Source organism: Bifidobacterium gallicum DSM 20093 = LMG 11596 (assembly GCF_000741205.1).
Lineage (GTDB): Bacteria > Actinomycetota > Actinomycetes > Actinomycetales > Bifidobacteriaceae > Bifidobacterium > Bifidobacterium gallicum.
In genome coordinates this window covers 40,020-53,542 of the sequence record NZ_JGYW01000004.1, presented here as the reverse complement: position 1 = coordinate 53,542, position 13,523 = coordinate 40,020, and the positions used below count along the sequence as shown (strand labels likewise).

11 protein-coding genes are annotated in these 13,523 nt (G+C 58.6%); all 11 read right to left on the bottom strand.

Annotated elements, in window-relative coordinates; genetic code table 11:
- Positions 1 to 259 precede the first annotated feature (259 nt).
- Entirely contained in the window at positions 260 to 2,416 is a 2,157-nt protein-coding gene (rho, locus tag BGLCM_RS03120; protein ID WP_044084735.1) for a transcription termination factor Rho, read from the bottom strand.
- A gap of 341 nt (positions 2,417 to 2,757) precedes the next feature.
- Entirely contained in the window at positions 2,758 to 4,449 is a 1,692-nt protein-coding gene (locus BGLCM_RS03115) for an NAD(P)/FAD-dependent oxidoreductase (protein ID WP_006295870.1), read from the bottom strand.
- Between the two features lie 256 nt (positions 4,450 to 4,705).
- Positions 4,706 to 5,017: a DUF2469 domain-containing protein gene (locus BGLCM_RS03110; RefSeq protein ID WP_006295871.1), complete on the bottom strand. Its 312-nt coding sequence runs from the start codon at positions 5,015 to 5,017 to the stop codon at positions 4,706 to 4,708.
- A gap of 119 nt (positions 5,018 to 5,136) precedes the next feature.
- Positions 5,137 to 6,108 (bottom strand): GNAT family N-acetyltransferase, encoded by a 972-nt coding sequence (locus BGLCM_RS03105; RefSeq protein ID WP_044084733.1) that lies wholly within the window; start codon positions 6,106 to 6,108, stop codon positions 5,137 to 5,139.
- A gap of 209 nt (positions 6,109 to 6,317) precedes the next feature.
- Positions 6,318 to 7,817 carry an Asp-tRNA(Asn)/Glu-tRNA(Gln) amidotransferase subunit GatB gene (gene gatB / locus BGLCM_RS03100; RefSeq protein ID WP_006295873.1) on the bottom strand — a complete coding sequence of 500 codons (1,500 nt, stop codon included), beginning with the start codon at positions 7,815 to 7,817 and terminating at the stop codon, positions 6,318 to 6,320.
- 19 nt (positions 7,818 to 7,836) lie between these two features.
- A complete protein-coding gene (gatA, locus tag BGLCM_RS03095; RefSeq protein ID WP_006295874.1) occupies positions 7,837 to 9,369 on the bottom strand; it encodes an Asp-tRNA(Asn)/Glu-tRNA(Gln) amidotransferase subunit GatA in 1,533 nt (510 codons plus the stop codon).
- 1 nt (position 9,370) lies between these two features.
- The gene (gatC, locus tag BGLCM_RS03090; RefSeq protein WP_006295875.1) at positions 9,371 to 9,667 is read right to left on the bottom strand and encodes an Asp-tRNA(Asn)/Glu-tRNA(Gln) amidotransferase subunit GatC; all 297 of its coding nucleotides are present in this window, start codon (positions 9,665 to 9,667) and stop codon (positions 9,371 to 9,373) included.
- A gap of 129 nt (positions 9,668 to 9,796) precedes the next feature.
- A complete protein-coding gene (locus BGLCM_RS03085; protein ID WP_044084732.1) occupies positions 9,797 to 10,753 on the bottom strand; it encodes an ABC-2 transporter permease in 957 nt (318 codons plus the stop codon).
- Complete coding sequence (locus BGLCM_RS03080) at positions 10,750 to 11,742, bottom strand: ABC transporter ATP-binding protein (protein ID WP_006295877.1); 993 nt, start codon at positions 11,740 to 11,742, stop codon at positions 10,750 to 10,752. Before BGLCM_RS03080 ends, BGLCM_RS03085 begins: the two co-directional genes overlap by 4 nt.
- 244 nt (positions 11,743 to 11,986) lie before the next feature.
- Complete coding sequence (locus tag BGLCM_RS03075; protein WP_006295879.1) at positions 11,987 to 12,808, bottom strand: TrmH family RNA methyltransferase; 822 nt, start codon at positions 12,806 to 12,808, stop codon at positions 11,987 to 11,989.
- Between the two features lie 7 nt (positions 12,809 to 12,815).
- On the bottom strand, positions 12,816 to 13,505 hold the full coding sequence (locus BGLCM_RS03070) for an orotate phosphoribosyltransferase (RefSeq protein WP_044084731.1): 690 nt from the start codon (positions 13,503 to 13,505) through the stop codon (positions 12,816 to 12,818).
- Between the last annotated feature and the right edge of the window lie 18 nt (positions 13,506 to 13,523).

The following is a 13,523-nucleotide window of genomic DNA, read 5'->3' as shown; positions in this document are numbered from 1 at the left end:
TCGACCCTATGGGTTGCGTAAATCGAACGCATTGTGTGCAAGTAACACGCGCATGAACCAAGAAAACTCGTGGAAACAAACGTTGCTCAGCATGTGGGCAGCGAGCAATCGGCAGCAACGGCCAAGGATTGTGGGCGCATGCGGGCCTGGGGATGCGGGCAGTTCATGCGCATGATGCTCTGCAAAGGCCCGGCTGCGGCAATATGGTGGTTGCGCAGCCGGGCCTGGCTGTAAGTTGCTAGATGGGTGGGAACGCGGATTAGTTGTTGTTCGCGCTGTTTTGCACCATCGAGGCGTAGAAGTCACGGTTCGTGGCCGTCTTGCGCAAGCGCGGCACGAGCGTCTGGTATGCCTGCTCAGGTTCAAGACCGCCAAGCAGACGGCGCAAACCGTAGTTGAGCGGCAGCTCCTTGGGAGCCGTGATCAGCTCTTCGCGACGCGTGCCCGAAGCGTTGATGTCGATGGCTGGGAACAGACGCTTGTCGGCCAGTTCACGGCTCAGACGCAACTCCATGTTGCCCGTGCCCTTGAACTCTTCGAAGATGACTTCATCCATCTTCGAACCGGTTTCCACGAGCGCCGACGAGATGATCGTCAACGAACCGCCGTTTTCAATGTTGCGTGCCGCACCAAAGAACTTCTTCGGCGGATACAGCGCCTGCGCATCCACACCACCCGACAGGATACGGCCCGAGGCCGGGGCCGCGATGTTGTAGGCGCGTGCCAGACGCGTCATCGAATCGAGCAGCACGACCACATCCTGGCCGAGCTCCACAAGACGCTTGGCGCGTTCAATCGCCAACTCGGCCACAATCGTATGGTCGGACGCCGGACGGTCGAACGTTGACGAAATGACTTCGCCTTGCACGGTGCGTTCCATATCGGTGACTTCTTCAGGGCGTTCGTCCACGAGCACGACCATCAAATGCACTTCAGGATTGTTTTGCGCAATCGAATTGGCGATGTTTTGCAACGTGATCGTCTTGCCGGCCTTGGGTGGCGACACGATTAGGCCACGCTGGCCCTTGCCGATTGGTGCGATGATGTCGATCAGACGACCCGTCAAATGCTTGGCGTCGGTCTCTTGCACGAGGCGCTCATTGGGATACAACGGTGTGAGCTTTGAGAACTCGGGACGGCGGCCCGCTTCCTCCACGCTCATGCCATTGATCGACACAATGGCCTGCAACGGCACGAACTTCTGGCGCGCATTGCGGTGTTCACCCTCATGCGGAGCCTTGATCGTGCCCTGCACGGCATCGCCCTTGCGCAGACCGTACTTTTTGATTTGTCCCATCGACACGTAGACGTCATTGGGGCCAGGCAGATATCCCGACGTGCGGATGAACGCATAGGAGTCAAGCACATCCACAATGCCAGCCACGGGCACCACTTCATCGACGCGCTCGTCACGTTCGGCACGCTCAGGGCGGTTGTTGCGACGGTTGTTGCGGTCGTTGGCGTCATCACGCTGGCCACGACGGTTCATGCGGTCGTTGCGATCAGCGCGATCGTTGCGCTCGTTGCGCTCGTCACGATCACAATCATCATTGCGATTGCGGCCACGACGGCGGTCCTTGCGCTCGTCGCGATCATTGCGATTGTTGCGCTCATTACGGTCGTCGCCACGCCCGCGCTCATCATTGTGGTAGGCGTTGCGGCCACGACGATTCGTGGATTCACTATTGGAGCGTTCGGCTTCGCCCTCGCGTGCAGGCAGCGCCGCCAAAATGTCGTCCAATTCCTCTTCAGTGTTCGATTCCTGATCTTGGGATCGACGTTCGGCACGATCACGGTCACGATCATGGCCACGCTGCACTGCCATCGCGCGGCGACGGCGCTGCACACCCAGACGATTGTCACTGCGGCCTTCAGCATGGGCGTCACGTTCGCCACTCAACGCATCCAGCACACCCAACGCGTCTTGTGCGGCTTCGCTGGCCACTTCCTCAATCATGGCTTCACGCTCGGCGGCGCGGCGCTTGCCGCGTACACGGCGCGACAGCACCGTATGTTCGTTGTGGTCGACCAGACCGGCCAACTCCAACGGCTCACCATTCTCATCAGTGGTCGCTCGGCGAGCGCGGCGCGGCACACGCGGCTCGGCTGGTTCACTCGCCTCAGCGGCTTGAGCGTCCGGCTCGGATGGAGCGGATTGTGCAGTCTGGGCAGCTTGGGTGTTGGCGCCCTCAGTCGTGTTGGTCGTGGCCTCAGTCTTGCGGGAACCAGCTGAAACTGCATGGTTGCCTACGGAAATGGACACACCCTCCGGCACAGCCGCTCCGGAGCGGGCCGCCTGAAGTACTTCAATGAGCTTGTCCTTGCGCAGCGTCGATGTGCCTTTCAGGCCCATTTGCTTAGCGAGCTCCTTGAGCTCAGGCAGTTTCATGTCATTCAGATTTTGGCTGGTTGCCACTGGTGTGCCTTTCTTTGGCCATGCAAGGTTGCCCTTGATTTTGGCTGAAAAAAGATAGTTCTGAGGAAAATCCCCGACTTTGGAAAGTTCTGCTCTACATAACTGCTGTATAGCGAACTTCACACACCATACAACACCTCAACGACCATGCGCGCCAACGTTTCACGCATTGAACGATATCTATGCAATCTGCTGCATACATCACGCATAGCCCAACCGTGCCATCACGTCACAATCAGAAAAACCCGCGCATGCGTCATGAAAATACGCACGCACGGGTTCACACTGGGCAACTCGTCAATTGAGCAACCGGTTCACTGGTCAACCGGCCACTGGCGCACTCACTTGGTTTCGTGGTATGCCTTGTCGGTGTTGACCGACCAGACGTTGTCTTTGCTGTCTTTGTGCTCGCGGATGTTGTCCACGGCTTCAATGGCCGTGGCCATCGAATGGTCCATGTTGTTGTAGCGGTGCTGGCCGTTACGGCCCACACAATACAGGTTGCCGAACGAATCAAGGTATTCGACGAGTTCGGGCATGCAATCATACGTGTCGAAGTAGGCGGGATACGCTTTCTTGACACGTTCACGATGCGCGTCAAGCACATCATCCGGTCCGGAAATCACACCCATGCGCGTCATTTCCTGGATTGCGAACTTGCGTGCCTCATCATCGCTGAGGTTCCAGAACGCGTCGCCTTCGGTGCAGAAATACTCCAAACCGATCCAGACGGTGTCGTCCACATCCTCAACGAGATAGGGGCTCCAGTTGTTGAAAATCTGGATACGACCCACCTTGTAACCCGGATCTTGCACGTAAATCCAGCAATCGGGCACAATTGGTGGATTGCCAAGCGTGGGAATGTCGGTCGTGTTCTTCAAGCCCATTTTCTTGACGAGCAGTCCCACCGTCACAAAGTCACGATAAGGCAAACCTTGCGCGACTTCCTTCATGTCGGCCGGAGCCGGCGCGCTGGTCGTATCCAGCGCTTCCACCAGGTCCTTGACAGGCATTGAAGACACGAACTGGTCGGCCTTCAATTCGGTGCGCGTGCCATCGGAGCTCTCGTAGACGACCGAGCTGATGGCGCCATCCTGTTGGCGCACTTCGACCACTTTGGCGCCCGTAATCACTTTCGCGCCAGCCTCACGCGCGTTGCGTTCCACGGTTTCCCACAGCTGGCCCGGGCCGAGCTTGGGATACCAGAACTCTTCAATCAGCGAGGTTTCCACTTCGTCATTGTCGCGTTGTTTCGGCATCAGTTTCTGTACGGCGTTCTTAAGCACGCCCATGATTGACAGGCCTTTGACGCGCTGGGAGCCCCAGTCGGCGGAAATCACCGACGGATGGCGGCCCCAGAGCTTCTCGGTATAGCCTTCAAAGAACATCGAATAGAGCTTGCGGCCGAAACGGTTGATATAGAAGTTCTCGAGGTTGTCTTCGGGCAGCTTGTGCACAACCGATTTGAGATAGGAGAATCCTGCCGACATCGTGATGCGCGGGCCCATGGCCTTGAGCGTGTCGACACTCAACGAAATCGGATAATCCAGGAAATGCTTGTTCCAGTAAATACGTGACACACGGTGACGTTTGAGCATCACTTCATCGGTGGTTTCCGGATCGGGTCCGCCCGGTTCGAGCTCATGTTCACGTCCAAGCTTCTTGTCGTCGTAAGATGGGGCGCCCTGCAGCGGCAGCGTCTGCTTCCACCAGTCCATAATGCGCTCGTCTTTTGAGAAGAAACGGTGGCCACCAATATCCATGCGGTTGCCGTGATATTTGACCGTGCGGGCGATGCCGCCAAATTCTTCGGTTTCTTCAAGTACAGTCACGTCGTAGCGGTCAGATCCGCCATCCTTGACCAATTCCCAGGCCGCTGTGAGTCCGGCAGGACCACCGCCAATGATGACGACGGTTTCCTTCTGCTTGCCGTCCGCTGGTCGCGCATCCACCTGTGTGGCCGTGTCCGTGGACTGCTTGGCTTTGCTTTGCGACACTTGAGGATCTCCTTCACGCTGACGCATCAACAACATTCTCTTCTTTGGGCATGCATCATGCAGCAGATTCCTTGCGTGATTCATGCATTGTGCTCGGCGATGACTGCCGTAAGGCTCGGCGCCGCTTCATATCCGAAAACAATCCGGTATGGTTCCGTGTAGCCATCCTAGGCCGTACCTTGCACCACAGACGCGCCCGAACCCGTGTCCCCTCAGCGAAACCACGCACAAATACGGCATCTGACGGGTTGTGCGCAATGTTTCGGGGGTGCCGTCTTTTTGCGCGCTCGGCTTACATCGCGTCGGGGATATCGATGTCCGTTTTCTGCATTTCCTCCACATTGACATCTTTGAATGTCACGATGCGCACGTTCTTGACAAAACGGCTCGAACGGTACACGTCCCAGACCCACGCGTCCTGCAGTTGCACGTCGAAATACACGTCCTGGCCTGCCGAACGCACGTTGAAATCGACTTTGTTCGCCAAATAGAACCGGCGTTCCGTTTCGACCACATATTTGAACAGTTTGATGACGTCGCGATACTCCTTGTACAACGCGAGTTCGGCATCGGTTTCGTAGTTATCGAGGTCTTCTGCGCTCATATCACACCCTTCATATCACACTTCATATCACACTGACGGCGCGCATCATCACCAGATGCGCGCCGTGTCAAGTTGCTTTGGTTTGCTTGGACATCTCCAGTCCGTGCGGGTATTGACGTTCAGGAATTGTGTCGCGTATTGCGGCGCCGTTCGTCACGCTGGTTGCCCAGCGAACGCCACCACGCCTTGTGCGACGACTTACGTTCCACAGTATTGTACGGCCACCCTGTCTCATCAGCCACGGCTTCTGCGGCCGCGTCATCCGGCTCTGACGTGGCCTGTTGGCGCGTTTCCTCACTTTGGGCATGGCGTTTCAACGCCTGTTCTATTCCTGGATTACCCAAAATGTAATGCATACCAAACACATCGAGCGATCGCACGGGATCGTATTCGTCTTCGAGCGCGTCCATCACAATCAGGTTCTGGTATTTGCCATTGCGTTCATCCCACAACGCGTCACGCGCTTCACCGGAGCGTTCGAAGCCCAATGACTGGTATACGGAAATAGCCCTTTGATTTTTTTCGGGCACCGAAACCCACACGCGATGCAGTCCCAAGCCTTCCCCACGGCTTGCGAAACCATAGGTCATCACGCGAGGCATGGCGTCACGCGAGTATCCGCGCCCACGGAACTCGCGGCCCAACACGACTTGGATGCGTGCCGAACGTGCCCACGCGTCAATGTCGATCAGAAACACCATGCCAATGACTTCCGTAGCGTTCTGGGGCGTTACGGCGTCATCTTCACGGTCTTCAGGAACCTTGCACAGCGTCCAGGCGATCGTGCGGCGCGCTTCCGGATCCTCATCAGCGGAATCATCCACAGCGCCTTGCACCCAACGCACGGAACGGCGCACCCAGGCATGCACGGCGGCACGCTCAGCCACACGGTCCTTGCCTGTGACGGCGGAAGCATGGTAGTACGCGTCCAAATCATCCATGATCGGCAGGTCAGCGGTCGTTGAGGGCCGCATGATGACCATTTCGCCGCGAATGATTGGAATCGTGATGGAAGGTGGCAGATGTCGCGTGGATTCATGTGAATCGCGGGTCGGTTGTGCAGCGTGTGTGGTCTGTGCCATTGCAGTCATTGCATCGATCCTTTGTGCATGGGCCTGTTGCAAAATCCCCCTGGCCCTATCTGTTCCTTCACTTGTTCAGCATAAGTGGTTTGCGCTGATCAGACACTACTATGCCCATTTTTTTCGTTTATTTTCGGAAAGCCGGGCGGATGGCCAGCCATTGGCCGCCATCCGCCCGGCGTGGCTGGTGTGGTTGGGGCCACACCAGCCTTGGGGCATCAGCCCTTGATCTTGTCCATGACGATCTTCGTCACGGCCTTGGCGTCAGCCTGGCCCTTCGTGGCACGCATGACGGCACCGATGATCGCGCCCATCGGCTTCATGTTGCCGGCCTTGAGCTTGGCCACCACGTCCGGGTCGGCGTCCATGGCGGCCTGCACGGCCGCTTCAAGAGCACCATCATCCGAGACGACCTTGAAACCATGGGCTTCGACCACTTGCGCTGGCGTGCCTTCGCCAGCCAGCACGGCGACCATCGTCTGCTTGGCGAGCTTGTCGTTGAGCTTGCCGTCAGCGATGAGCTGCTCGACTTCGGCCACATCGGCCGGCGTGACCGTAAGCTCCTCAAGGCTCTTGCCAGCCTTGTTGGCTTCACGCGAGATTTCGCCGAGCCACCACTTCTTGGCGCCCGAAGCCGTGGCACCTGCGGCCACGGTCTGCTCGATCAGGTCGAGTGCGTCAGCGTTGATCACATCACGCATTTCCACATCGTTGAAGCCCCACTCGCCCTTCAGGCGATTGCGACGTTCACGCGGCATCTCCGGCATTTGCGCCTTGATGCGCTCAATGTGCTCATCGGTGATGTGCAGCATGACCAGATCGGGATCGGGGAAATAACGGTAATCGTCGGCATCGGACTTGACACGGCCACCAGCCGTGGTTTGCGAAGCCTCATCCCAGTGGCGCGTTTCCTGCAAGACTTCCTTGCCGGCATCCAAGCGAGCCGCCTGGCGGCGGATCTCATACTGGATTGTCTTTTCAATACCGCGGAACGAGTTGACATTCTTTGTTTCCGAACGCGTGCCATACTCGTCGTCGGGGCTCTTGCGCAACGACACGTTCACGTCGGCACGCATGTTGCCCTGCTCCATGCGGGCTTCGGAAATGCCGAGCGCACGCACAATATCGCGGATCGCGCGCATGTAGGCGCCAGCGATTTCCGGAGCGCGCTCGCCCGCGCCTTCAATCGGCTTCGTCACAATCTCAATCAGCGGCACACCGGCACGGTTGTAGTCCACGAGCGAATGGTTCGCACCTTCAATACGGCCGTCAGCGCCACCGACATGCGTGTTCTTGCCGGCGTCATCCTCAATGTGCGCGCGTTCGATCGGCACACGGAACACGGTGCCGTCCTCAAGTTCCACATCGAGATAACCTTCACCATTCGTGGGCTTGTCGTACTGCGAGATCTGGTAGTCACGCGGCATGTCCGGGTAGAAGTAGTTCTTACGTGCGAACTGGCTCCACTCGTTGATTTGGCAATGCAAGGCCAGACCCAGCTTGATCGCGTGATCCACAGCCGTTTCGTTCAGCACGGGCAGCGAGCCTGGAAGACCGAGGCTCACCGGCGTCAGCTGCGTGTTCGGTTCGCCACCGAACTCGATGTGGGCCGGGCAGAACAGCTTCGTGTTCGTGCACAGTTCCACGTGCGTTTCCAAACCGAACACCACATCGTATTGCTTCGTGGCTTCGGCATACTTCATGAGTTTCTCTGCCATGATTGTTCTTTCCGCCCTCTCACTTGTTCATGCCATCGAGCCACGGGGTCTTCAGGCTCTGCCAGATCGGGCCGTTCCATGCTTCTTCAAGCGCCGCTTCAAGAGCTGCGGCCGGCTTGTACATGACCTCATCGCGCTGCTGCGGGGCGATGAACTGGAAGCCCACAGGCAGTCCGTCGTCGCTCAGGCCCGCAGGAATGCTCATGGCCGGCACGCCAGCCAGGTTGGCCGGAATCGTCGCGACGTCGTTGAGATACATGGCCATCGGGTCCTCGGTCTTTTCACCGAACTTGAACGCAGTGGTCGGGCTCGTCGGAGAGACAAGCACATCAGCCTGCTTGAACGCGTTGTTGAAGTCTTCGATGATCAGCGTGCGCACCTTCTGTGCCGAGCCGTACCACGCATCGTAGTAGCCGGCCGACAGCGCGTAGGTGCCGAGGATGATGCGGCGCTTGACTTCGTCACCGAAGCCGGCTTCACGCGTGTAGCTCATCATGTTGGCGGCCGTTTGTGGCACGTCGACAGGCGGCATGACGCGCAAGCCGTAACGCATGCCGTCGTAGCGCGCCAGGTTCGACGAGACTTCGGACGGCATGATGATGTAGTAGGCGCCCAATGCATACTCAAGATGCGGGCACGAGACCTCAACGACTTCAGCGCCCATGGCTTCGAGCAGTTTCACAGCTTCATCGAAACGCGCCTGCACGCCAGGCTGGAATCCTTCGCCTTGCAGCTGTTTGATCAGACCAACCTTGAGACCCTTCAAGTCGCGCTTCATGCCTTCACGGGCGGCTGCGACCATTGGACGCGGCGGCTCAGGAATAGAAGTCGAATCACGGCGGTCGTTGCCACCAATGATTTCTTGCAGCAATGCCGAATCAAGCACCGTGCGCGACACGGGACCGATCTGGTCCAGCGACGAGGCCATGGCGATTGCGCCATAGCGCGAGACGCCACCATACGTGGGCTTGACGCCAACGGTGCCCGTCAATGCGCCAGGCTGACGAATCGAGCCACCCGTGTCGGTGCCCAATGCGAGCGGAGCTTCGAATGCGGCCACCGCGGCGGCCGAACCGCCGCCCGAACCGCCGGGCACGCGTTCCAGATCCCACGGGTTGTTCGTGTTGTGGTAGGCCGAGTGCTCGGTGGAGGAACCCTGGGCGAACTCGTCAAGGTTCGTCTTGCCGAGCAACGGCATATGGGCGGCCTTGAGGCGCTCGATGACCGTCGCGTCATACGGAGGCACCCAACCTTCGAGAATGCGCGAAGCGGCCGTCGTTTCAATGCCTTTGGTCACAATCATGTCTTTGATCGCGATCGGCACGCCAGCCAAAGCGGGCAGCTCGGCCTTTTCCTCATCGCGCAGCGCATCATAGGCGTCAGCCTGCTCACGCGCTTCCTTGGCTGCAACCTTCAGGAAGGCTTGCACGCTGGGTTCAGCGGCTTCAATGACGTCGAGATGGGCGTCAACCAGCTCACGGCTCGAGACTTCCTTATTGCGCACCATGTCACCCATCTGGGCGGCGGTCAGCTTGACGATAGGCTCGCTCATATCACTCCTCCCCCAGGATCTGCGGTGCCACAAACATGCCATGCTCCTTGACGGGAGCGCCAGACAGCGCTTGTTCCTGAGTCAATGGCTTAGCGGCGACGTCGGGACGCAGATAGGCCTCGAGCGGCACAGGATTGGCCGTAGGCTGCACATCTTCGGTGGCAACCTCCTGGACCATGTTGATGGAATCGGCGATGACATTGAGTTCACCGCGCATGCGATCAATCTCACCTTCGGTGAGCGCGATCCGGGCGAGATTGCCCAGATGCATGATTTCTTCACGTGTGAAAGTTGGCATGATGCTCACTATACGTTCGGTTTGTGACGAACCCTATGCATATGAAACGTGTGCGTTTGGGGGTGTGAACGGCACGCGTTGCGGCTACGGAAATCATCAAAAATCTCCATAGCCGCACCGGCCGGGATGTCACTTGATGTCGCTGCGCAACATACGCCACACGCCAAGCGCCGTGAACACGGCAGCCCAAGCGAGCAGGATGACGCCAGCCCAACCCCAGGACGGCGTGAACACGGTCACGTTGGCCAGGAACAGGTCGTTCATTGACGTGGCTACGTTCGTACCACCCGCAGCGAGGAACTGGTCAGAGCACCAGCTCGGCAGCAGATGCATGAGCGTGCCGCCAAACGCGGATGTCTTCGGATAAATCATCAGCAGCTGCACAATCGACGGCAGAATTTCAAACAAGCCGATCACGGCGATAATCGCGCCCACCGTGGCACGGATCAACGCACCCATGCCTTGGCTCAGCACAGCCACGACGGCCAAAATCAGCGCGCCGCCAAGAATCGACACGAGCGGACGCGGGCCCGTGAACACGTTATGGTCAAAACCGTTACGCGCGAGCAATGCGAGCGTGATGCCGGTGGCCAACACGAGACCGGCCAGCGAGCACACGAACATGATGACGAACGTGGCCACAGCTTTGGACGCATAGAACAAGCCACGGCGAGGCACTGCGGTCAGCGACGTCAGGATGCTGCCGGTGGAGAACTCGCTCGAAATCGACATGACGCCGTAAATGGCCGCAACAATAATGCAGTTGCTGACGCCGGCAGCCACGGAAGTCCAGAACGTCTCACTTTCTACCTGCGCGCCGTCGAGTGCAAACGTCATGGCAAACGCCATGAACGCCGCCGCACCCGCAAGAATGACCACGTTGATGATGCACAGCACCCAAGTGGACGTGAGGCTCTTGGCTTTGATGAACTCGGATTTGAGTGCGCCGCCGAACGTGAGGCCCCGCCAGCGGTCGGGATGCGGATGCGCTGTAGCATGCATGGTGCGAGGCGACGCGGCGGATGCGGTGGCTGCGGTGGAAGCGGAAGCGGAAGATGTGGAAGGTGTGGGGTTGACAGTGCTCATCGGGCTGCTCCTTGCACGGGGCTGGACGGGGTGAATGACGGCTGACCGGCGGCTGCATACGGCTGTGCGACATATTCGGCGGACGCATGCGTGAGTTGCATGTACGCGTCTTCGAGCGAACCTCGCTGCTCAGTGAACGTGTACGTCACAAGCTGCGACTGAGCGAACAAGCGGGCTACAGCAACCAAATCGGCACCTGTGATCGTCAATGCCGCGGCATCGGCCGGAGCCGGCGATTGCAGAGCCACACGTTCCACAACGACGTCGGGTGACGTGGCGAACATCGCGAACACGGCGTCCGGAGTCGGCGTAACAACGTACAGACGGTTGTAGGAGTGGCGATTGATGAACTGCGAAACGGTGGACGTTTCGAGGATGCGGCCCTGACCGATGATGACAAGGTCATCCGCCGTTTGCGCGACCTCGCTCATCAGATGCGAACTGAGCAGCACGGCTTTGCCTTGCGCCGCGCACATGCGGCACAAGTCACGCACCCATTTGACGCCTTCGGGATCAAGACCGTTGACGGGTTCGTCAAGAATCAGGTTGCGCGGGTCGCCCAACAATGCGGCCGCGATCGACAGACGTTGGTTCATACCGAGCGAGAACGTACCGGCTTTGCGCTGCGCCACCGATTGCAAGCCTGTCAATTCAATGACTTCATTGACGCGCGCATCGGGAATGCCGTTCGAAGCAGCCATCGCACGCAAATGCGCAATCGCTTTGCGGCCGCGATGCGCCGACTTGGCATCGAGCACGGCGCCCACGCATTCCATCGGATGCGCATGATGGGCATACAGTTCACCATCGATCAATGCTGTGCCCGAATCGGGGCGCAACTGGCCGAGCGCCGTTTTCATCGTCGTTGACTTGCCTGAACCGTTGGGTCCAAGGAATCCGGTGACACGTCCATCGGCAGCCGTGAAGGTGACATCATTGAGCGCCTGCTTCGTGCCGAACCGTTTACTGATGTGGTTGATTTCGATCATGGGTTAAGCCTAGACAGAAGCCCCATGGTGACGTAACGTCATCGTCCACGAGCTGGAATGAATGGGACATAAATCATCCCGCAGGATGATGAGCTTTGTCATGCGCATACGTCGCAGTGATGAATGTCATTGGAGGTCTGCGCAGCGAATGCCAAGGAGATGCCGAAGAGATGTCAGGAGGAGGGCAATGATGACAATATGGCGGTCAGGTCAGAGGGCATGACCGCCATGTGCGGAGTTCAGATCACTGTGCGCACGCGGCGATCTGTGCATGCTGCGCGATCCAGGCATGCATTGACACGGCGGCCGCGGCACCAGCGTTGATGGAACGCACCGAGCCGAATTGCGAGATGTAGACGACGTCATCAGCCAAGTCGAGCGCTTTACTCGACAATCCCGGTCCTTCGGCACCGAACAGCATCAGGCAGCGTTCAGGGAACTCGTAGCGTTCCAGCGGCACGGCACCGGGCACAATGTCCATGGCGATGATGCGCGCCTGTTGTGCAGCTTCGAGGTCGTGCGTGGCTTGCGCCAGGTCTTGTTGCGCCTGCATTGTGGGCACCGTGCCTTGGTCGAGCGCCTGGGTGGCTGCGGCCACACGCTGTGTGGCGTCGCAGGTTTCCTGTTCGATGCGCCGATGCCAGTCATCCACGAGGTCCTGGATGGAGGGATGATGCTCGATGTGCTGGTAGAGCTCGGTCATCAGCGCGCCTTTGCGGTTCCACTTGTGCGGGCCCACAATGTGCACGGTGTTGGCCGTGAACGCATTGGCCGTGCGCACCATTGAGCCGATATTGAAGTCGTGCGTCCAGTTTTCTATCGCGACTTCAAAACCGTGGCGGCCTTGCGCATCGAGGTCGGCCTTAATCGCTTCAACCGTCCAATAACGATAGCGGTCGAGCACATTGCGACGGTCGCCTTCATCAAGCAACACCGGGTCATACGTCGGGTCAGACGGGCGTGGCACACCAGGATGCTGCTGCTCCCACGGGCCGACCCCTACCTCGCGGAACACGGGTTCCCCGGATTGGCGTGCGGCCACATCAATCGGATTGGGTTCATGCATGAGTCAATCAGTCCTCAGTCACGCCATCGCGCAGTTCAGATTCATGGAACACTTCAATGAATGGCAGCTCATGACGTTCGTCGTTGACAGGATTGATGACGGCGATTGTTGGCGAGGTCATGTCCACGCCGCCGACGAGCGCGGCCACGGCGACGACTTGTGCGCCTTGCGCTTCGATGATGCCGAAATCAAGGCTCAGCTCATTGCCGTTACGCAATGTGACAAGCGAGGACGTTTGAATATACGACTTTTCCGACAACCATGCATCGAGCATCAGCACGCGCTTGCCTGCGATGCTTGGGCCTTTGACCGAGGGGAACACGAAGTCCATGATGAATCCGTCAAGATCCTCGCCACGCGACGCCGCAGCTTGCATCATCGCGCATACGAGCGGCATAGCCGCCGGCGTCAACGCACCTACGGCATCAAAGTCGTCGACACCAAAGCCTTGCTCTTCAAGCGTGTCGATCAGCAAATGACCGATTACGGCTGTGGCACGATGGTCGAGCGTGACCGGATACAACTCGGAAAACGCCTTGCCTTGCAACAGTGTCACGAGCAACGTTTTGAGCTGGTCGCGAGGATCCATCATTGCAAAGCCTTCCGGCGTCGGCAATGTTGCGGCAGCGGGAGCGTCGGCGGAAGCGTCGCTGACAGGTTCGACCTGGGTCTTGCGGAATTGCTTGTCTTCAGTCATATGCACCACCCTACCTAC

What these genes read in the sequence shown, in the direction of transcription:
- BGLCM_RS03070 (WP_044084731.1), bottom strand. Translation starts at nt 13,505, where the DNA reads ATGACTGAAGACAAGCAATTCCGCAAGACCCAGGTCGAACCTGTCAGC.
- BGLCM_RS03105 (WP_044084733.1), bottom strand. Translation starts at nt 6,108, where the DNA reads ATGACTGCAATGGCACAGACCACACACGCTGCACAACCGACCCGCGAT.
- gatC (WP_006295875.1), bottom strand. Translation starts at nt 9,667, where the DNA reads ATGCCAACTTTCACACGTGAAGAAATCATGCATCTGGGCAATCTCGCC.
- gatB (WP_006295873.1), bottom strand. Translation starts at nt 7,817, where the DNA reads ATGGCAGAGAAACTCATGAAGTATGCCGAAGCCACGAAGCAATACGAT.
- BGLCM_RS03110 (WP_006295871.1), bottom strand. Translation starts at nt 5,017, where the DNA reads ATGAGCGCAGAAGACCTCGATAACTACGAAACCGATGCCGAACTCGCG.
- gatA (WP_006295874.1), bottom strand. Translation starts at nt 9,369, where the DNA reads ATGAGCGAGCCTATCGTCAAGCTGACCGCCGCCCAGATGGGTGACATG.
- BGLCM_RS03115 (WP_006295870.1), bottom strand. Translation starts at nt 4,449, where the DNA reads ATGTTGTTGATGCGTCAGCGTGAAGGAGATCCTCAAGTGTCGCAAAGC.
- BGLCM_RS03085 (WP_044084732.1), bottom strand. Translation starts at nt 10,753, where the DNA reads ATGAGCACTGTCAACCCCACACCTTCCACATCTTCCGCTTCCGCTTCC.
- BGLCM_RS03080 (WP_006295877.1), bottom strand. Translation starts at nt 11,742, where the DNA reads ATGATCGAAATCAACCACATCAGTAAACGGTTCGGCACGAAGCAGGCG.
- BGLCM_RS03075 (WP_006295879.1), bottom strand. Translation starts at nt 12,808, where the DNA reads ATGCATGAACCCAATCCGATTGATGTGGCCGCACGCCAATCCGGGGAA.